Here is a 19,471-nt window from a genome sequence, read left to right on the forward strand (position 1 = left end):
GACGCAGGGTCAGGGCGACGTGGGCGACGACGCGGGGCCCTCGGCGAGCGCGAGGCCGAGGTGCTGCGCGTACTGCTCGGCCCGGCGTCGCACCTGGGCGCGTCGACGTTCGGTCCACGCTACCCAGGGATCCACCTCGATCGCGACCGTGCCGCGCGCGATCGTGCGTCGCCAGGTGCCGACCACCCGCCCGTCGACCGTGACGGCCGGCAGGAACAGCCCGTTCGAGGACGGCACGAGGCGGGAGGCGTCGGCCGGGTCGAGCGACGCCTCCCGGCCCCCGTAGCCGAGCAGCAGCTCGTCGAACGACGGCAGGAGGCGCAGGTCGCCTCGTGCCGGACGCCCCGGCTCCGCCTCCCCCTCCGTCCGCTCGATCCAGGTCTCGCCGTCGACGACGGTGGCCTCGACGTCGGCGACGAGGGAGACCGCGTGCCGCGCCTCGGTGAGCGTCAGCCCGCCCCACCAGGCCAGGTCGCGCACCGTCGCAGGGCCGCGCCGGGCCAGCCACCGGCGGACGTACTCGGCGAGCGCCTCCTCCCGGTCGTCGATGCGGCGGGAGCCGGGGATCCACTGCTCGAACAGGGCGAAGCGCTGCTGCGTGCCCCGGGGCGCCGCGAACACGATCACGCACCGGGCGCTCAGCCAGCGCAGCAGGTGCGAGCCGCGCTCGCCGGCGGTGTCGACGCCGTGACGGGCGACGGCCCCGAGGAGGTCGGGCCTCGAGAGCTCGCCGTGCTCGGCGAGGGCCGCGACCACCGCCTCCTCGGCCCGGGAGAAGTGCTGCGGCTCGAGGCCGGCACGTCGCCAGAGGCCCGTGCTCGCGGCGAGCGAGCGCGGCGCGAGCAGCTGGGTGAGCCAGCGCAGGTCGTCGGCCGCGACGAGGAACAGCGTGCCGCGGGCGGGCCAGCCGCGCACGACGCTGCGGTCGGCGAGGGCGGCCTGCACGGCAGCGGCGTCGGCGCCGGGGGTGCGCAGCGCGAGTGCCCAGGTCGCCGCGGCGAGGTCCTGCGCCTGCGTGCCGAGCATCGCTCGCGTCGTCGCCGCGACCGTCGGCTCGCCCGCGACGGAGATGCGCTGGGCGGCGGTCCGGGCGACGGCGACCTCGCGCAGGTGCGCTGCGGAGACCGGTCCGGTCTGACGGCCGGTCGAGGAGGCGCGGACCATGCCCGCAGTGTACGAGCCGTGAGAGTGCCCGGCGGGGACGGGGCGGGGACGATGTGCCCGTAGGCTCCGCGCACCGGACCAGCTCGGTCCGAGACGGAGGCACCACCATGGCAGAGAAATCAGCGAAGAAGACCACCGCGAAGGTCGCAGTCCGCAGCCTCAAGGAGAAGCGCGCGGACAAGAAGGCCAAGAGCGGCACCGCGTCGCACTCCGAGGACGCGGTCTCGAACGTCAAGAAGCGCTAGACCGCCGGTCGGGGGACGTCACGGCGACGTGATCCCCCTGACCGCAGGGGCCTCTCGTGCTCGCGATCCGGCCAGCGGGTGACAAGCGTGCCCTTCGTGAAATAACCTCAGCCGGGGCACCACGGCCCCCGTCTGGGAGGCCCGCATGCTCGACCGTTCCACCGCCCGTTCCGCCCGGCCCTCGCGGCTGCCGCGTCGAGCCTCGCTCCGCGGCCTCGCCGCCGCGACCACCACCGGCGTCGTCGCCCTGGCCCTCGCCCTCGGGGGCGCGACCGGCGCCTCCGCCGCCCAGGGCTCGTCCTGGGGCGAGTTCCAGGTCTCCGGCTCGGCACGCGCCTACACCGGGACGATGACGCTCGCGGGCGGGTTCCCCGCCACGACCTTCACCTCGACCTCACGACAGGCGACGGTCCCGAGCGGCTCGAGCACCTGGCAGGCGGCCTCGACGCCGCCCGGCGCCCAGTACGGCACGAGCAAGGGGCTGCCGTACCTGAACCAGAGGCCCTCGCAGGACTCGCCGACCGCGGCCGGCGCGGCCGTGACCACCTACACGTTCGAGTCGGCCACGCCGTCGTCCGGCTGGTCGTTCGTGCTCGGCGACATCGACGCCGACCAGGCGACGATCGCCGCCACCGGCGTCGGAGGCGCGCCCGTCACGGCTGCCCAGCTCGGCTTCCAGGGCACCTACAACTACTGCGCCGGCGCGGGCACGACGTCGTGCGACAGTGCCGGCACCGGCGACCAGCCACGCTGGGACGCCGCCACGAGCACGCTGATCGGCAACCCCGCCGGTGCCGACACTGAGGGCGCGGCCGGCTGGTTCAGCCCGAGCGTGCCGCTCGAGACGCTGACGATCACGTACCAGCAGCGGACCGGCTTCCCCGTCTACCAGACCTGGTTCGCGACCAAGACGTTCAGCGCGTCGGGGACGGCGACCGTGGGCACGGGCGAGACGGCGACGCCGTACGCGGGCGCCCGCGTCACCGTGACGAACGCCGCAGGTGACGTCGTCGGCACGACGGAGACGGGCCCGGACGGGACGTACTCGTTCGCCGCGCTGGTCGCCGCTCCCGGCTACTCGGTGTCGATCGCGGCACCGGACGGCTCCGCTCCCGCCGCGGCCCTGCCGTTCTCCCTCGCCACCGCCGACCAGGGCGGGCTGGACTTCGCCTTCCCGACCGTCGTGGCGCCTCCGGCGACGGCGTCCCTGACGGGCGTCGTACTCGTGGACGGGCAGCCGGCCCTCGGTCGTGTGCTCCAGCTCGTCGCGGAGGGCGACACCGACCCCCTCGGCACGGTGACCACCGGTGCCGACGGCCGCTTCGAGTTCCCCGGTCTCGACCCCGTCGGCCTCTACTCGGTCATCGACGTCGCGTCGGGCATCGAGTACGTCGCGTACCCGCCGAGCGACCGGGTCTACGAGATCACGACCCCCGAGACGGTCGACGTCACCGGCACGGTCACGAACGCCGACGGCACGCCCGCGGCGAACGAGACGCTGGACTTCGTCCCGGTGCCCGACGAGGGCACCGCGCAGCCGACGGGCCCCGACGTGTCCGTCGTGACCGGTCCCGACGGCAGCTTCGCGGCCGGGGGGCTCACGCCGGGCGTCGACTACGTGGTCGTCGTCGGCGACGACGCCGAGCACCCGATCCCGTTCACGGCGCCCGAGCTGGGCGAGACGCCCGCGCCCTTCGCCCTCGTCGTGCCCACGGCCGCGGCCGTCGCCGTGGACGGCACGGTCGTCGACTCGGCCGGTGCGCTCGCCCCCGGCGTCGTGGTGAGCGTCCTCCCGGTCGGCAGCGACGTGCCCGTCGCGACCGCCACCACCGACGCGGCCGGCCGCTTCGTGTTCGCCGACCTGACGCCCGGGACCACCTACCGCCTCGCGGTGACGGGTGCCGGAGACCCGACCGAGTTCGTCGCGTACGTCGACCGCACCCTGGGCACCTTCGCCCTGCTCGCCGCCGAGGTGCCCCCGGTCGAGCCGCCGGTCACCGACCCCGGTGCGGGAACGCCGAGCACGCCCCCCGCAGGCGGCGCAGGCACCGGCGGGAACGGTTCCGGCACGAGCACCGGCGCGGCCGGCGGTCGCGGGCCCCTCGCCTTCACGGGCAGCGACATCGACCAGCCGCTCCTGCTCGCGGGCGGGCTGCTGGCTGCGGGGCTGGGCCTCGTGGCCGGCGGGGCCGCGCTGCGGCGTCGTCGCGCAGCGCTGGCCACGGCGGCGGAGGCAAGCTCCTCGCGGGGCTGACCCGCGCCTCCTCGGCTCGGACCTGGGAAGAACCTCCGAACAGAACGGTCTGCGCGCAGGTCCGGACGCCCCTAATGCGTCCGGACTTCCGCGTCGCCGTGCGGATCGGGACGACTCTGGGCCACCGCTCACCGAACGAGTCGGATGTCAAGGGGCCTTCCGCCGGCCGCGGCGGGATCGGTAGCGTCCTGGACGCACGATCGGCGACGCCGCCCGGCGCCGCCTCGACCTGAGGAGGTCCCCGTGAAGAAGCGTCACTCCATCGGCACCACCGTCCTGGCCGTCGCCCTGTTCACCGGCGCCGGCACCGCAGCCCAGGCGCAGGCCGCCACGGGCGCTCCCGCCGACTACTGCGCGCCCTCCGTCGGCTGCGCCGTCGACCCGGTCACCGGCGACCGCATCTTCGTCAACACCCCGAACCTGACCCAGAAGGAGAAGACGCTCATGCTGGAGTGCAACCACGGCATGGGCGGCGCGCTGCTGACCGCGGCCGGAGGCGTCTTCAAGAAGAACTGGGGCAGCGTCCTCAAGGGCGCGGGCAAGGCGGCCGAGACGGCGACGGGTCCGTGCAAGGACCTGTGGGACTCGACGACCCGCCTGCGCTGACCGGCTAGGGAACGAACACGAGACGCCCTCGACCTCCTCTGGGTCGAGGGCGTCGTCGCGTCTCGGCCTCGGCGCGTGCGCGCCAGCGAGCCACGTCTGTACCCCGGACGCGGAGGCGACTCGGCGGGTGCCGCCGGTCGCCCCGGCCTACCGTGCACGCCGTGCCCGGCGGACTCCCGCGGGCGCAGCCGCACCGATCGAGGAGGCACACATGAAGGCAGTCGTCTGGCACGGCATCGGGGACATCCGTCTCGACGAGGTCGAGAAGCCCACCATCCAGGACGCGAACGACGCGATCGTCCGCATCACCCGCAGCGCGATCTGCGGCACGGACCTCCACTTCGTGCGCGGCACGATGGCGCCGATGGAGGAAGGCACCGTCCTCGGGCACGAGGCCGTCGGCGTCGTGGAGCAGGTGGGCGACGCGGTACGCGGCTTCAGCCCCGGCGACCGCGTCGTGATCAACAGCACCGTGTCGTGCGGCGCCTGCCGGTACTGCCGCGAGGGCCACACCGCCCAGTGCGACGTCGCCAACGCGAACGGGCCCGACGCGGGCACCGCCTTCTTCGGCGGGCCGGCCTCGACCGGGCCGATCGACGGCCTCCAGGCCGAGTACGTGCGCGTCCCGTGGGCGCGCAACACGCTGCACCCGCTGCCCGACACGGTCAGCGACGAGCAGGCGATCCTGCTCAGCGACATCTACCCCACCGGCTGGTTCGGGGCGGAGCTCGCCGGCGTCCGTCGCGGCGACGTCGTCGCCGTGCTCGGGGCGGGCATCGTGGGGCAGTTCGCGATCGCGTCCGCGTTCCAGCAGGGCGCCTCCCGCGTCATCGCGATCGACGGCCTCGAGGACCGCCTCGCCCAGGCGCTGGCCCAGAACGCCGAGGTGGTCGACTTCAACCGCGAGGACCCGGTCCAGGCCGTGAAGGACCTCACGGGAGGCGTCGGCGTCGACGCCGTCATCGACGCCGTCGGGGTCGACGCGCAGCACCCCGTCTCGGGCCCCGCCGCTCCCTCCGACGAGGAGAAGAGCAGCTTCGAGCAGGAGGTCGCGCAGGTCGCGCCCGACGCCGCTCCGCAGGGCGACCTGTGGGTGCCCGGCAGCGCGCCGTCGCAGGCGGCGCGCTGGGCCGTCGAGATCGTCGCGAAGTACGGCCGGATCGGCATCATCGGCGTCTACTCGCCCACCGTCGAGTCGTACCCGATCGGGGCGGCCATGCTCAAGAACCTCACGATCCGGATGGGCAACTGCGACCACCACTCGGTCACTCCCCCGCTGATCGAGCGCGTCGCCGCCGGGCTGTTCGACCCGACCGCGCTCATCACCGAGCGCGAGCCCGTCGGCGACGCGATCGCCGCGTACGAGGCGTTCGACCGGCGCGAGCCGGGCTGGCTCAAGGTCGAGCTGACGACGGCGTAGGCCCCGGCCCCTCGGGGCGCGAGGCGGACGAGGAGGCGCGGTGCAGGGACGACCTGCACCGCGCCTCCTGCATCCGGTCGGCGCACAGCCCACGGGTGTTGCCTGACGCCATGAAGAACACCACACTCGGCAGCGTCGACGGCGGACTCGACGTGGGCCGCATCGGCCTCGGCCTCATGGGCATGTCCGCCTTCTACACCGGCAGCGGGACCGACGACGACGAGTCGGTGCGCGTGATCCACGCCGCTCTCGGCCACGGCGTCACCCTGCTCGACACGGCCGACATGTACGGCCCGCACACGAACGAGCAGCTGCTCGGCCGGGCGCTCAAGGGCCGTCGCGACGACGCTGTCGTCGCGACCAAGTTCGGCAACGTCACCGACCCCGAGGCGCGGGCCGAGCGGGCGATCGACGGTCGCCCGGAGTACGTGCGCAAGTCGATCGACGGCTCGCTCAAGCGGCTCGGGATCGACCACGTCGACCTCTACTACCAGCACCGGGTCGACCCCCTGGTGCCGATCGAGGACACGGTCGGGGCCATGGGCGAGCTGGTCGAGGCCGGCAAGGTGCGGTTCCTCGGGCTCTCCGAGGCGTCGCCCGAGACGATCCGCCGCGCGCACGCCACCCACCCGATCACGGCGCTGCAGACGGAGTGGTCGCTGTGGAGCCGCGAGGCCGAGGCCGAGGTGCTGCCGACCGTGCGCGAGCTCGGCATCGGCTTCGTGCCGTACTCGCCGCTCGGCCGCGGGTTCCTCACGGGCACCCTGCGCTCGGTCGACGAGCTCGCCGACGACGATTTCCGCCGTTTCAACCCGCGGTTCGAAGGCGACAACCTGAAGGCCAACGTGCGGATCGTCGAGCAGGTCGACGAGGTCGCCCGCCAGGTCGGCGCGAAGCCCGGCCAGGTCGCGCTCGCCTGGCTGCTCGCCAAGGGCGAGGGCATCGTGCCGATCCCGGGCACGAAGCGCCGCACGTACCTCGACGAGAACGTCGCCGCCGACGCGATCGAGCTCACCGAGGAGCAGGTGCACCAGCTCGACGACGTCGCCGCGCCGAAGGGCGACCGCTACTCGGACATGTCGACCATCGACCGCTGAGCACGGCCCTCGAGGGCGGGTCTCCCGGCTCGGGGGCAGGTCGGTCGCGACCCGTCCTCGGCCCGGGAGGCCCGCCCTCGACGCGTCCGGGGACGGGGAGGCGCGGGTACGGTCGACCGATGGACGACGTGATCAGACGACGCGCCCTCGTGCACGGCACCGTGCAGGGCGTCGGGTACCGCTTCTCGACCGAGGGCGAGGCGGACCGCCTCGGCGTCGACGGCTTCGTGCGCAACCGCTCCGACGGCACCGTCGAGGTGGAGGTCGAGGGCACGCCGGAGGCCGTCGGCCAGCTGCTGGCCTGGCTCGAGGACGGACCGACCGGGGCCGACGTGTCGCGGGTCGACGTGGAGGAGCTCGCGCCGACCGGCGAGGGCGGCTTCGAGACGCGTCGCTGAGCTGCGCGGCCCGGGCGAGAGGGACCCGGCCCGGGTGCTCGCACGCACCCGACAGCGTGGAGTCCCCGGACCGGGCCGGTGGCGCCCGCGAAGGGCGCGCCCTCAGTAGTACCAGGCCGCGCCGGGGCGTCTGCTGAGACTCGCGGCTCATGTTCTGATCCGTGCACCCTCCGCAGGTTCTCCCACCTGACCTCACACAGGAGGCGCGGCGTGCGTCTCCATGATGAGTACGATCAGCCGAGACAGGAGCCCCGATGAGCACGATCTCCGTCGTCCACACGACGATCGACAGCCCCGTGGGCGAGTTGACGCTCGTCGGCCGCGAAGACGGCCTCACGGGCCTCTACTTCTCTGACCACCGTCGCCTGCCCGACCCTGTGAGCTTCGGCGCCCGATCGTCGGTCGGCACCGGCCTGTCCGACTTCGTCGAGGTCGAGAGCCAGCTCGCCGCGTGGTTCGCCGGCGAGCGTCGCGCCTTCGACCTGCCCCTCGCGCCGGTCGGCACGGCGTTCCGGCAGCGCGTGTGGCGGCAGCTCGCGACCATCCCCTGGGGCGAGACCCGCACCTACGGGCAGCTCGGGGCCGCCCTCGGCGACGTCAGGCTCGCCCGAGCCGTCGGCACCGCCAACGGGGCCAACCCGCTGAGCATCCTCCTGCCGTGCCATCGAGTCGTCGGCTCCGCCGGTTCGCTCACCGGGTACGCCGGCGGGCTGGTCCGCAAGCGGTTCCTGCTCGACCACGAGGCACCGGCGTCGGCCGGCTCCGGCCGGCTCTTCTGAGATGCCGCCCTTCGATCGCGTCGTCGAGCTGCACGGCACCACCGTCCTCCGGGTCTGTCGTGCCCTGCTCGACCCGACCGACGCCGACGACGCCTGGTCCGAGACGTTCCTGGCCGCCCTGGTCGCCTGGCCGGACCTCCCGCCCGACGTCAACGTCGAGGCGTGGCTCGTGACCGTCGCCCGGCGCAAGGCCCTCGACGTCATCCGGGCCAGGGGCCGTCGGCCCCAGCCCGTCGAGCACCTGCCGGAGTCCGGGGCGGACGGCGACTCGTCGTCGGCGGCCTTCGACGAGGTCCTCGCCCGCGACGACGCCCTGCTCCGCGCGGTCCGGTCCCTGCCCGAGGGACAACGCGACGCGGTCGTGCTGCACCACCTCGCCGGGCTGAGCCACCTCGAGGTCGCCGAGCTGACCGGCCGCAGCCACGCCGCGTGTCGACGCTCGGCGGCCGACGGCGTCGCCGCCCTGCGCAACGTGCTGGGCGAGCGCGACGAGAGAGGCTCCACCCCCGCCCTCCCGACCCGCCCGACCGGCCCGACCGGCTCGACGGCGGTCCGACCCGAAGCGCCCCGACCTGCAGCACCCCGACGCACGAGACCCCGAGAAGGAGCACGCCCGTGAACGACACCGGACCCGACGTCGACACGACGGTGCAGCGCCGCCTCGTCGAGGCGACCGACACCGAGCCTGGCCCCGGCCTCGACGCACACCTCGCCCTCCTCCGCGGCCGACTCGCGGACCAGGCTGCGGTCGTCGGCACCGTCGACGTCTTCTGGCGTACCGTCCCCTCCCCTGTGGGGCTGCTGCTGCTCTGCTCCACGGACGTCGGTCTCGTGCGCGTGGCGTTCGAGGTCGAGGACCACGACGCCGTGCTCGACCGCGTCGCCGAGCAGGTCGGCTCCCGGGTGCTGCGTTCCGGCCGGCAGCTCGACGAGGTGGCGGTCGAGATCGACCAGTACTTCGCCGGGCGGCGCCGGGACTTCGACCTCGTGCTCGACCGCAGGCTGTCCCGGGGCTTCCAGCGGACCGTGCTCGAGCACCTGCCCGAGATCCCCTACGGCGAGACGGCGAGCTACGCCCGCGTCGCCACCGCGAGCGGCAGCCCGAGGGCCGTCCGAGCCGTCGGCACGGCCTGCGCGACGAACCCCCTGCCGGTCGTGGTGCCCTGCCACCGCGTGGTCCGCAGCGACGGCACCCCGGGTCGTTACCGCGGCGGCGAGGCCGCGAAGACGGTCCTGCTCGGGCTCGAGTCGCAGCTCTCGGCCGGAGCGCGCTCGTGAGCGGCGTGGTGGTCGGCGACGACGGCCTGGCCCGACCACCGTGGGCTGCCGTCGACCCGCTGATGCGCGAGTACTACGACACCGAGTGGGGCATGCCCGTCCGCGACGAGCGCGGGCTCTTCGAGCGGCTGAGCCTCGAGGCCTTCCAGTCGGGGCTGTCGTGGGCCACCATCCTCCGCAAGCGCGAGGCGTTCCGCTCCGCGTTCCACGACTTCGACCCCGACGTGGTGGCCGGCTTCGACGACGCCGACCGCGAGCGCCTGCTCGTCGACGCGGGCATCGTGCGGAACCGGCTCAAGATCGACGCGACGATCACGAACGCCCGCGCGACGGTGGCCCTCCGCGAGCGCGGCGGGCTCGTCGACCTCGTGTGGTCGCACCGGCCCGCCGAGACCCCTCGTCCCGTCGAGCTCGCCGACGTCCCCACGACCTCGCCCGAGTCGGTCGCGCTCTCGAAGTCGCTCAAGGCCGTCGGCTTCGCCTTCGTCGGCCCGACGACGATGCACGCGCTGATGGAGGCCACCGGGATCGTCGACACCCACCTGGTCGACAGCCACCGACGAGGGTCGTCGGGCGTGTGGGAGGCGGCACGGTGACCGACCTCGTCCTCCGCCCGCTCGAGCTGCGCCTCGAGACCGACGGCCCGTACGACGCCGCGCACGCGATCGGCCTCCTCGCGGCGCACAGCGTGCCGGGAGCGGAGCTGACCGACGTCACGGCCGGCACGCACTCCCGCCTCGTCGACGTGGCAGCGGCCGATGAGCCGTCGCGCGTGCTGCGGCTCGACCTGCGCCTCGAGCCGAGCGGCGTCGACGTCGTGGCCACCGCCTCCGAGGGGCTCGCTCCCTCGCCGGACGACCGCGACCGGGTCGAGCGTCTCGTCCGTCGGTGGCTCGACCTCGACGCCGACACCTCCGGGGTGCTCGACGCACTCGGCGACGACCCCGTGCTCGGCCCGCTCGTCCGCGAACGGCCCGGCATCCGCATCACCGGCAGCCCCGACGGCTGGGAGGCGGCGGTCACCACCGTGCTGGGCCAGCAGGTCTCGCTCGCCGCGGCCCGCACCTTCGCGGGACGGCTCGTCGCCGCGCTCGGCACCGACGTGGCCGGGACGGGACTCCGCAGGTTCCCCCGCGCCGACGTCGTCGCAGCCCTGCCGGTCGACGAGCTCCGGGCCGCCGTCGGGGTCACCGGCGCCCGGGGCCGGACGCTGCACGCCGTCGCCGAGGCCGTGGCCGGCGGTCTCGTGATCGCGCCCGACCGCGACGTCGCAGCCGTCCGTGCGTCGCTGCGGGCCCTGCCCGGCATCGGTCCGTGGACGGTCGACTACCTGTCGGTCCGGGCCCTGGGCGACCGGGACGCGTACCCGGCGGGCGACCTCGTGCTCAGGCGGGCGCTCGGCGGCGTGACCACGAAGCAGGCCGAGGTCGCGTCCGCGCCCTGGGCCCCGTGGCGCGCCTACGCCCTCTTCCACCTGTGGTCGCACGCCCTGCCGACCGTCCCCTGACCTGCCGCCCGCACGACGCCTACTGTCGGAGGGGCACCGCCCACGAGAGGACGACCCCATGAGCACCAGCCACGACCACGAGCCCCACGACGACGTGACCGAGAGCCACGCCACCGAGGGAAGCGCCCTCGACGAGCGCCTCGAGGAGGCCGCGCTCGCCTCCCACGACGACGCCGTCACGACCTCCGCCGGGCACCCGGCCGACGGGGCCACCGACACCCAGGGCCGCCCCGCCGGGAGCGGGGACGCGACTCCCGAGGGCGACGTCACCGAGCGCCTCGGCGGCCCGCTGTCGGGCGAGGACGGCTACGTCGCCGTGGACCCCGCCGGTGTCTCCGGGAACCGGACGGACGGGCTGACCGCCGACGACGAGGACGGCCGTGGCGAGAGCGGGGCCGAGCCCGGCGCCCAGGTCACGGGCAGCGGCGGGCGCTGACGACGCCGCCCCGTCGCCGGCATGGTGCAAGCTGGTGGGGATGACTTCCTCGCGCGCGCACCTCGACGACTTCGCCTCCTTCATCCAGGCGTCCCCCTCCTCCTTCCACGCCGCGGCCGAGGCTGCTCGTCGGCTCGACGCGGCCGGCTTCACGGCCCTCGACGAGACGGCCGAGTGGCCGACCGGTCCTGGACGGCGCTACGTCGTCCGTGACGGCGCCGTGATCGCGTGGGTCGAGCCGGGCGGCGCCTCGTCGACCACTCCGTTCCGGGTCGTGGGCGCGCACACCGACTCCCCCGGCTTCAAGCTCAAGCCGAAGCCCACGACGGGCACGCGGGGCTGGGTGCAGGCGGGCGTCGAGGTCTACGGCGGCCCGCTGTTCAACTCCTGGCTCGACCGCGACCTCGAGTTCGCCGGGCGGCTCGTGACCCGCTCGGGCGAGACCCCCCTCGTGCGGACCGGGCCGCTCCTCCGCATCCCCCAGCTCGCGGTGCACCTCGACCGGGGCGTCAACGCCGAGGGGCTCAAGCTCGACCCCCAGCGTCACCTCGCCCCGGTGGTCGGCGCCGGTCCGCTCGACCAGGCCGACGTGCTCGGCCACCTCGCGGGCCTCGCCGGCCTCTCGGGCTCGGACGTGGTCGGCTACGACGTGGTCGTCGCCGACACCGCCGCCCCCGCCGTGCTCGGCCTCTCGGGCGAGCTCTTCGCGGCCGGGCGGATGGACAACCTCTCGTCGACCCACGCGGGGCTGGCGGCCCTGATCGCGACGGCCGACGCCGAGCTCGACCACGTCGCCGTGTTCGCCGCGTTCGACCACGAGGAAGTCGGGTCGGCCACTCCCTCCGGGGCCGCCGGGCCGTTCCTCGAGGACGTCCTCGCCCGCGTCTCGGCGGGCCTCGGCGCCGACGCGACCGACCACCGGCGCGCGCTCGCGGCCTCGTGGTGCCTCAGCGCCGACGCCGGGCACGCCGTCCACCCGAACTACCCCGAGCGGCATGACCCCGCGAACCTGCCCGTCGTCAACGGCGGGCCGCTGCTCAAGATCAACGCGAACCAGCGCTACGCCACCGACGGTCTCGGCGCGGCCGAGTGGGTGCGGGCGTGCGAGCAGGCCGGCGTGCCGTTCCAGGAGTTCGTCTCGAGCAACAGCGTGCCGTGCGGCTCGACCATCGGGCCGATCACGGCGACCCGCCTCGGCATCCGCACGATCGACGTCGGCGTCCCCCTGCTCGGCATGCACTCGGCGCGCGAGCTCTGCGGCGTCGACGACCCGGCCTCCCTGTCGGCTGCCGCCGCCGCGTTCCTGGCCCCCGCCTCCTAGGGGCTCGTGCCCGCGGGGCGGGCGGGTCCGTCGTCAGCGGTCCGTCACGTGCGCCCGTGCAGGACGAACCCGCCTGCCCCGCCCACGCGGCCGCCTGCCCCGGCACGCGGCCGAGCGCGGCCGCCCGCACTGCCCACGGGGCCGGCGGCCGCCCTGCACCTCAGCCGAGCGCGACCTCGCCTCGCTGGCCGAGGGCCCAGGCGGTCATCGCCGGCCACGCACCGAAGCCGGAGTCGGGGGTGAGGTGCCCGCCGCCGCGCACCACGACTTGGCGGGCGTCGAGGCGGCCGCGCCACGTGTCGCCGAGGCCGAGCGGGAGCCACGGGTCGTCGTCGCCGGCCACGACGACCGAGTCGCCGATGCCCCCCGCGCCCAGGAGACGGCCGTCGAACAGCAGCGTGTCCCGCGACTCTGCCCCGGTGGCCTCACCACCGGCCTCACCGCTGGCCTCACCGCCGGCCGCGCCGCCGTCGACGAACGCGTGCACGGCGTCCTGCCCGGCGATGAGCTCGGGCGACGGCGGCGACACGAGCGCGACCCGGTCGGCCGCGAGCGGGCGGGCGCCGGCCTGGATCCGCAGCCAGAGCAGGGTCGAGAGGCTGTGGCAGACGACCGTCACCGGGCCGGGGCCGAGAGCGGCGTGCTCCGACCGGACCGCCCCCTCCCACTCTGCGAGGTCGGGCTCGTCCGGCGAGGGCAGCTGCGGGTAGCGCACGGCGAGTCCACGCCCCCGCAGCTCGTCGGCGAGGAGGTGCTGCCAGTGGTCGGCCGGGCGCCTGTTCTGCCAGCCGTGCAGCAACAGGAACCCGGGCGCGCTCGTCGTCATCCGCCGATCCTGCCCGAGCGGCGCCGGCGGACGTGCCAGGCTCGACCCATGTCGTCACAGAGCGTCCCGCCCGGGTTCGTCGACGCGTGGGCCTTCGAGGGCGAGCCCACGCTGTCGGGCCCCGTCCCGGAGGGCTTCCACGTGACGGCCGTCTCGCGACTCGTCGGCCACGGGGCGGACGACGCGCGGACCGCCGGGGACGCCGTCCTCGGCTGGCAGGTGCACCGGGGCTCCGGCTTCGTGGCTCTGCAGGTGCCCGACCGGGTGCAGGTCGGCGCGGTCAGCTCGTGGGCGATCCCGTTCGGGCCGCTGCGACCGCGGGTCGCGTGCAAGGTCGTCCGGGTGCTCGACGACGAGCCCGTCGGCGAGACTGCGGAACGACCCGCCGACGCACCCGGACCAGCGCGGCTCGGCGGCGCGCCGGTGCTCCCCCGCTCGACGGGGTTCCTGCACGCGGCCCTGGTCGGCCACCCGCAGCGCGGCTGGGAGAGCTACCTCGTCACGCACCACCCCGACGGCCGCGTCACCCTCGACATCCGCGTCGTCTGGCGGCCGGGAGCCTGTTGGATGCGCCTGGCCGGCCCGGCGTCCGGGCTCGCGCTGCGCCTCCTGCTGCGCCGCAACCTCCGCGCGCTCGACTCGGTCCTGCGCCGCTGAGCCCCCGCCCCAGCCGGGGTGCGAGACTGGTCGCCCACCGTCCCGCACCTCCTGCCCCGGCAGCACTGCGGGGCGGACACCGACGAGGAGGCGCATGGCCGTCACACGCACCGGCTCGCGCAGGCGAGGCCGCGACGAGTCCAGCACCCGCGTGCGCGTCAGCCGGGTCGAGCGCGGCGACCTCTGGGTTCGCGTGAGCACCATCGGCACGACCGGCGAGCGCCCGTTCGTGCTCGTCCCCGGCATCGGGGTCTCGTCCGACTACTTCGAGCGACTGGCCCCGAACCTGAACGCGTTCGGTCCCGTGCACGCCCTCGACCTGCCGGGCTTCGCGGGCGTGACGCATCCCCGCAAGGCTCTGACGATCCGCCAGTTCGCCGACCTCGTGGGCGCCGCCATCGACGACCTCGGGCTCAAGGACCCCATCGTCGTCGGCCACTCGATGGGCACCCAGATCGTCACCGACCTCGCGGCCCGGCGCCCCGAGCTGTCGACGCTCGTGCTGATCGGCCCCGTCGTGAACCCCGCCGAGCGACGCGTGACCGTCGCGGCACGGCGCTTCCTGCAGGCCGCCTGGCACGAGCCCGGCCGGGTCAAGGTGCTCGCGCTGCGGGCCTACCTCGTCTGCGGCGTGCACTGGTTCTCACAGGTCCTGCCGAAGATGATGACCTACCCGATCGAGCAGCAGCTGCCGAAGGTACGCGCCCACACGCTCGTCATCCGTGGCGAGCACGACGCGGTCGCACCGCGCAGCTGGGTCGAGCAGATCGGGCGGCTCGTGCCGTCGTCGCGGCTCTGGGAGATGCCCGGCGCGGCCCACTCCGTCATGCACGCCCACGCGGAGGAGGTGGCGCGGCTCTGCGTCGAGCACGCCGAGCAGCCCCCACGGCCAGGCGAGGGCGGCGAGCTGCAGCACTACGCGGACGCCGGCGACGGCACCGAGCGGGGCGAGTTCGACTTCACCCCGCAGGAGGCAGCGCAGGCGGTGCTGGCCACCGTCCGCGAGGGCGTCGCCATCGCCCGCGGCGACGACGCCGCCATCGGCGAGGCCAAGTCCGAGCACGCCGAGGCGATGCTCGCCGCCCACGACCGCGCCGAGCGACGCCGGGCCGACGAGCAGTCGGAGGAAGCGCAGTCGGACGAGGAGGCGCGGGCCGACGACGAGGACGACGCCGCCGCCGACGACGCCAGCCGCACCGGACGCACCGAGCGGGACGGCCGGACGACCGCCTCCTAGGCTCGCTGCTCCCAGGCTCGCGGCCCCTAGCCCCCGCCCGTCGCCGTCAGGACGATCAGCGCGACGTTCAGCGCGATGACGACGGCGATCGCCGCCCACGCGGCGACGCGCGTGCCGGTCGCGTTCCGCCCCGTGCCCATCAGGCGCGCGTCGCTCGTCACCACGACGAGCGGGACGAGGGCGAACGCGATCCCGAAGCTCAGCACCACCTGGCTCAGCACCAGCAGCCAGGTCGGGCTGACGCCCGTCGCGAGCAGCACCAGGGCAGGAACGAGCGTGACGACGCGGCGCACGAGCAGGGGCACCCGCACCTTCAGCAGCCCGTGCATGATCTCGGCGCCGGCCATGGAGCCGATCGAGGTCGAGGCGAGTCCCGACGCGAGCAGCCCCACCGCGAAGAGCACGCCCACGACCGGCCCGAGGGCGTCGCGGATGGCGTCGTGGGCGCCCGGGATGGTGTCGGTGCCGGTCCGGCCGGGCAGCGTCGAGGCGGCCAGCACGAGCATCGAGATGTTGACCCCGCCGGCGACGACGAGCGCCAGCACGACGTCCCACCGCGTGGCCCGCAGCACCCGACGACGGTCGTCGCCCTCGGTGACGGTGCCGTGGTGGTCACGGACGAGGGCGGAGTGCAGGTAGACGGCGTGCGGCATCACGGTCGCCCCCAGCATGGAGGCGGCCAGCAGCACCGACTGCGCCCCCTCGAAGCGCGGCACGAGCCCCTCGAGCATGCCGGGGCCCGACGGAGGCGAGAAGAACAGGCCGGCGCAGAACCCGACGGTGAGGATCGCCAGCATCCCGATGATGACCGACTGGAACACGTGGCCCCCGCGGTACTGCGTCAGCATCAGCAGCCCCAACGACACGACGCCCGTGATCAGGCCGCCGACGACGAGGGGGACGCCGAAGAGCAGCTGCAGCGCCAGTGCACCGCCGATGATCTCGGCGACGTCGGTGGCCGCCGCGACGACCTCGGCCTGTCCCCAGTACGCCAGCCGGGCGGGGCGAGGGAGCCGGCGGCCCATCACCTCGGGCAGCGACTGCCCCGTGACCACGCCGAGCTTGGCCGACAGGTACTGGACGAGCACCGCGATCGCGTTCGCGGCGACGAGCACCCACAGCAGCAGGTACTGGAACTGCGCGCCGGCGGTCAGGTTCGCCGCGACGTTGCCCGGGTCGACGTACGCGATCGCGGCGACGAACGCCGGGCCGAGCAGGGTGCCGCGCGGCCTGGGGTGCGGGCGCCGTGCCGGTCGACGGTCGGACGCCTCCTGCACGGCGGGGCCGCGGGGTCGTGTCGTCGCCATGCCTCGACCCTACACAGATTTCGGGGTACCGAACTTTCACTTGCTGCACCGCGAAAGACACCTGCCCGCCCCCGCGCGTCTCGTCTCCCTCATTCAGGAAGATCGGTCCTGATCCGCGCAACGGCGGTGCCATGATTCCTGATCCGTGCACGATCCAGGAAGGTCGATCGACGATCTCCTGAACGCCGCGAGCCGCAGCGCGCCGAAGGGGCGCGAAGGAGGTGCGCGCCGGGGAACGCCGGAGCCCCGTCCCGCAGATGCGAGACGGGGCTCCTGGGGCGACGCTGACGAGCGCCGACGCGCTGCACCCGGCGGGCTACTGGGTGGCGACGGTGATCTTCGCGACGCCGACGAGCATCTGGTCCTGGACCGCGTCGGTGTCGAACGTGGCGTTCAGCAGGGCGGCGGCGTCGGGGCTGACGTGCACGGTCGTGCCCTCGAGCACGGCGTTCGTCCCCTCGGTCTTCAGGGGCTCGAGCGTGCCGCCCCAGAGGGTGAAGAGGTAGGCGTCCTGCGCCGCGATCGTCCCGTTCGCGGTGACGGTGCCGTAGAGCTTGCTCTTGCCCGGGTCGATGCGGAAGTCGCTCAGCTCGACGACCGTGCCGTCGGCGGCGGTCAGCGACAGGCCCGAGTCGTCGTGGTCGATGTTGCCCTGCACGTAGGGACGCACGTCGCCCTCGGGGTCGTAGTAGGTCACGTTGCCGCCCGTGATGGGGAACGAGAACGTGCCGTCGGTGAACGTCGCGTCGCCGACGACCCCGGGGGTGAGGCCGAGGGTGCCGAGCGCGTCGACGAAGGAGGCGTCGACGGCGACCTGGGTGTCCACGCCGCCCGTGAGCGCGGGGATCGTCGCCAGGGGCTCCTCCGTCGACTCCTCGGCGGGCTCGGTCGCGTTGACGGGGTGCGTCGGCGCGGTGTTGTTGCTCTCTGAGTCGGAGGTGGACGAGCAGGCCGCGAGGCCGAGCACGAGGGTGCCCGCGGCGACGACGGCGAGGGTGTTGCGGACGAGGGAGGAGCGGTCGAGGAGGTGCATGAGGGTCCTTTGCGTGTCGCTGTGTCTGTGGTTCGGTGTCGCGGATCCGGCGTGACCGGACGATCCTGACGGCCGGGCGACCGGCCGTGAGGACCCTGTGGATCAGACCTGGTGGTCGGGCACGAAGCGGTCGACCTTGCGGTGCCAGCGCTGTCCGAGGAGGCCGCCGAGGACGGCCCCGGCGAAGCTCAGCACCACGAGGAGGCCCAGGAACACGAACGACTCGACCGAGGTCGACGACATGTCGTCCAGGGAGGGGATCATCGGGTTCGGCGCGGACTGGTCGCCGGCCTGGACGCCGACGACGGCGCCGACCACCCCGACGACGATCGTGATGACGAGACCCCAGAGCCAGGTGGCCAGGCCCTGCTTGAAGCCGGAGAACCGGGCGACGCGCGAGGCCGTGAACCCGCCGACGAAGTACCCGGCGAAGACGATCACGAGGACGACGATCCCGGTCGTGATCGAGAGGACCTCGGCGTTCTCGCCCAGGTAGCCGCGGAAGCCCCCCGAGCTCGAGCCGGACGACGCGGCGACGACGGCGGAGGCGATCGCGGCGAAGACGACGAACACGGAGACGCCGAAGCCCGTCGCGGCCAACCAGCCGAGGAGGCCGGCGCCGAAGCGGATGCCGGAGAACTCCTGCTTCTGCTCCGTGAGCAGCTCGCGGCGCAGTGCCACGGGGTCCGCGGCCTCGGCCACCAGCGGGTACGCCTGCGACCCGGTGGCCGGACCGGCGCCTCCCGGACGACCGGCCACACGGCCGTCGTCCGTGCGCCACGAGGAGGTGGGGGCGTCGTCGCCGCGGCCGGGTGCCGCCACGGGGGCGACCACGGTCGGCGAGTCGTCGCGTCGGTCGCCGTCGTTCGCAGCGTCGCCGTCGACCCGCGAGCCGTCCTCACCCGGGGCACGATGGGCCTCGGCGGCGCGGAGGGCGTCGTCGTCGTGGAGGGGACGGCCGGAGTCGTCCTGGGGCGAGGCGGACCAGGCGCGCGACGCCGGGGGCGTCGGGGCGACGACGGGCGGGACGACACGGGCCTCGTCGTCACGACCGTCGGAGTCGTCCGCACGGTCGGTGGTGGTGTCGGCGTCGACCTGGCGGTCGGCGTCCTCCCGGGGTGCGGGCTCGACGCGGTCGTGGAGGACCTCGGTGTCGGCGTGGTCGGACGACGCACGCTCGTCGGAGCCCGGCAGGCGCTCGTCGCCGGTCGAGGACTCAGGCGTCGTCGTCGCGGCCGGTGCGGCGGACGCGCCGGTGCCGCCACGCACGTCGTCGTCGCCTGAACGGTCGACGTCGGCGGAGCCCGTGTCGCTCGTCCGGTCGGCGGGGGCGTCGCCGAACGCGACGGCAGGCGGCGCGGCCGGGCCCGTCGACGAGTCAGGAGACGTGGTCGACGTGTCGTCGACACGACGGTCGGCGGCGTCGTCGCGGTCGCCTGCACCTGAGTCCTCGACGCGGTCCTCGGGTGCGACGGCGGGCTCGGCGGGCCCGTCGGACGGTGCGCCGAAGTCGACGGCGGGCCGGTCGGCGGTGGGCGCGCCGAAGTCGACGGCGGGCCGGTCGGCGGCCGGGGCGCCGAAGTCGACCGCGGGGCCGTCGGCGGCACGGCGATCGCCGGCGTCGGCGTCCGAGTCGTGGTCGTCGCGGGTCAGCGGTGCGTCGTCGAGCGGGTCGCGGGCGGGCTCGCGCGGGGCGCGGTCGCGGGCGTCGCCCTCGTCGGCGCGGTCTCTCGGGGTGTTCGCGTCGGTCATGGCAGCTCCTCGTGATCGTGGCCTCGCGACGCCCCGGGGGCACGTCGCCGGTGCTCCGTGACCCCGGGTGTCGCCTGTGGTCTTCCTGAACGGTACGCCCGACAGCCGCGTCAGGGCTGGACCCCTCGCCTGCCGAGCGGAGACCCGTGGCCGC

Annotated in this window: 20 protein-coding genes; 15 read left to right on the plus strand and 5 right to left on the minus strand. The window is 74.6% G+C overall.

Annotation, left to right across the window (positions count from 1 at the left end):
• Positions 1 to 9: 9 nt before the first annotated feature.
• The gene (locus IFT77_RS05410) at positions 10 to 1,164 is read right to left on the minus strand and encodes a winged helix DNA-binding domain-containing protein (protein WP_192169376.1); all 1,155 of its coding nucleotides are present in this window, start codon (positions 1,162 to 1,164) and stop codon (positions 10 to 12) included.
• A gap of 107 nt (positions 1,165 to 1,271) precedes the next feature.
• Between IFT77_RS05410 and IFT77_RS05415 the strand changes: the two genes are divergently transcribed.
• The 13 genes from IFT77_RS05415 (at position 1,272) to IFT77_RS05475 (ending at position 12,505) form a co-directional block, all read left to right on the plus strand.
• Positions 1,272 to 1,409, plus strand: coding sequence for a hypothetical protein (locus IFT77_RS05415; protein ID WP_166644753.1), 138 nt, complete (start codon positions 1,272 to 1,274; stop codon positions 1,407 to 1,409).
• A gap of 145 nt (positions 1,410 to 1,554) precedes the next feature.
• Positions 1,555 to 3,663, plus strand: a complete 2,109-nt coding sequence (locus IFT77_RS05420; protein WP_192169377.1) for a carboxypeptidase-like regulatory domain-containing protein — start codon at positions 1,555 to 1,557, stop codon at positions 3,661 to 3,663.
• A gap of 243 nt (positions 3,664 to 3,906) precedes the next feature.
• Entirely contained in the window at positions 3,907 to 4,269 is a 363-nt protein-coding gene (locus IFT77_RS05425; protein WP_192169378.1) for a hypothetical protein, read from the plus strand.
• Positions 4,270 to 4,480: 211 nt separating this feature from the next.
• Positions 4,481 to 5,689: an alcohol dehydrogenase catalytic domain-containing protein gene (locus IFT77_RS05430; protein WP_192169379.1), complete on the plus strand. Its 1,209-nt coding sequence runs from the start codon at positions 4,481 to 4,483 to the stop codon at positions 5,687 to 5,689.
• 110 nt (positions 5,690 to 5,799) lie between these two features.
• Positions 5,800 to 6,786: an aldo/keto reductase gene (locus IFT77_RS05435; RefSeq protein WP_192169380.1), complete on the plus strand. Its 987-nt coding sequence runs from the start codon at positions 5,800 to 5,802 to the stop codon at positions 6,784 to 6,786.
• A 119-nt stretch (positions 6,787 to 6,905) separates the two neighbouring features.
• Positions 6,906 to 7,184 (plus strand): acylphosphatase, encoded by a 279-nt coding sequence (locus tag IFT77_RS05440; RefSeq protein WP_192042219.1) that lies wholly within the window; start codon positions 6,906 to 6,908, stop codon positions 7,182 to 7,184.
• 254 nt (positions 7,185 to 7,438) lie between these two features.
• Positions 7,439 to 7,963: a methylated-DNA--[protein]-cysteine S-methyltransferase gene (locus IFT77_RS05445; RefSeq protein ID WP_192169381.1), complete on the plus strand. Its 525-nt coding sequence runs from the start codon at positions 7,439 to 7,441 to the stop codon at positions 7,961 to 7,963.
• 1 nt (position 7,964) lies between these two features.
• Positions 7,965 to 8,582: an RNA polymerase sigma factor gene (locus tag IFT77_RS05450; protein ID WP_192169382.1), complete on the plus strand. Its 618-nt coding sequence runs from the start codon at positions 7,965 to 7,967 to the stop codon at positions 8,580 to 8,582.
• 29 nt (positions 8,583 to 8,611) lie between these two features.
• A complete protein-coding gene (locus IFT77_RS05455) occupies positions 8,612 to 9,241 on the plus strand; it encodes a methylated-DNA--[protein]-cysteine S-methyltransferase (protein WP_192169522.1) in 630 nt (209 codons plus the stop codon).
• On the plus strand, positions 9,238 to 9,837 hold the full coding sequence (locus IFT77_RS05460) for a DNA-3-methyladenine glycosylase I (RefSeq protein ID WP_192169383.1): 600 nt from the start codon (positions 9,238 to 9,240) through the stop codon (positions 9,835 to 9,837). The genes IFT77_RS05455 and IFT77_RS05460 overlap by 4 nt, the downstream gene beginning before the upstream one ends.
• Positions 9,834 to 10,748 carry a DNA-3-methyladenine glycosylase gene (locus IFT77_RS05465; RefSeq protein ID WP_371740938.1) on the plus strand — a complete coding sequence of 305 codons (915 nt, stop codon included), beginning with the start codon at positions 9,834 to 9,836 and terminating at the stop codon, positions 10,746 to 10,748. Before IFT77_RS05460 ends, IFT77_RS05465 begins: the two co-directional genes overlap by 4 nt.
• A gap of 58 nt (positions 10,749 to 10,806) precedes the next feature.
• The gene (locus IFT77_RS05470) at positions 10,807 to 11,184 is read left to right on the plus strand and encodes a hypothetical protein (RefSeq protein WP_192042222.1); all 378 of its coding nucleotides are present in this window, start codon (positions 10,807 to 10,809) and stop codon (positions 11,182 to 11,184) included.
• Between the two features lie 40 nt (positions 11,185 to 11,224).
• On the plus strand, positions 11,225 to 12,505 hold the full coding sequence (locus IFT77_RS05475) for a M18 family aminopeptidase (protein ID WP_192042223.1): 1,281 nt from the start codon (positions 11,225 to 11,227) through the stop codon (positions 12,503 to 12,505).
• A 160-nt stretch (positions 12,506 to 12,665) separates the two neighbouring features.
• Here IFT77_RS05475 and IFT77_RS05480 read toward each other — a convergent pair whose 3' ends face one another.
• Positions 12,666 to 13,331 carry an alpha/beta hydrolase gene (locus tag IFT77_RS05480; protein ID WP_192042224.1) on the minus strand — a complete coding sequence of 222 codons (666 nt, stop codon included), beginning with the start codon at positions 13,329 to 13,331 and terminating at the stop codon, positions 12,666 to 12,668.
• A 48-nt stretch (positions 13,332 to 13,379) separates the two neighbouring features.
• On the opposite strand from IFT77_RS05480, the gene IFT77_RS05485 reads away from it, so the two are divergent.
• Positions 13,380 to 13,988, plus strand: coding sequence for a DUF1990 family protein (locus IFT77_RS05485; RefSeq protein ID WP_192169384.1), 609 nt, complete (start codon positions 13,380 to 13,382; stop codon positions 13,986 to 13,988).
• Between the two features lie 94 nt (positions 13,989 to 14,082).
• Entirely contained in the window at positions 14,083 to 15,225 is a 1,143-nt protein-coding gene (locus IFT77_RS05490) for an alpha/beta fold hydrolase (RefSeq protein ID WP_192169385.1), read from the plus strand.
• Positions 15,226 to 15,251: 26 nt separating this feature from the next.
• Here the strand turns inward: IFT77_RS05490 and IFT77_RS05495 are convergent, their stop codons facing one another.
• From IFT77_RS05495 to IFT77_RS05505, 3 genes are all read right to left on the minus strand, one after another.
• Positions 15,252 to 16,532, minus strand: coding sequence for an Nramp family divalent metal transporter (locus tag IFT77_RS05495; RefSeq protein WP_192169386.1), 1,281 nt, complete (start codon positions 16,530 to 16,532; stop codon positions 15,252 to 15,254).
• A gap of 316 nt (positions 16,533 to 16,848) precedes the next feature.
• On the minus strand, positions 16,849 to 17,565 hold the full coding sequence (locus IFT77_RS05500; RefSeq protein WP_192169387.1) for a hypothetical protein: 717 nt from the start codon (positions 17,563 to 17,565) through the stop codon (positions 16,849 to 16,851).
• Positions 17,566 to 17,667: 102 nt separating this feature from the next.
• Positions 17,668 to 19,317 (minus strand): hypothetical protein, encoded by a 1,650-nt coding sequence (locus IFT77_RS05505; protein ID WP_192169388.1) that lies wholly within the window; start codon positions 19,315 to 19,317, stop codon positions 17,668 to 17,670.
• Positions 19,318 to 19,471: the final 154 nt, after the last annotated feature.

This window comes from Frigoribacterium sp. CFBP 13729, from assembly GCF_014841875.1.
In the GTDB taxonomy this organism is placed as follows: Bacteria; Actinomycetota; Actinomycetes; order Actinomycetales; family Microbacteriaceae; genus Frigoribacterium.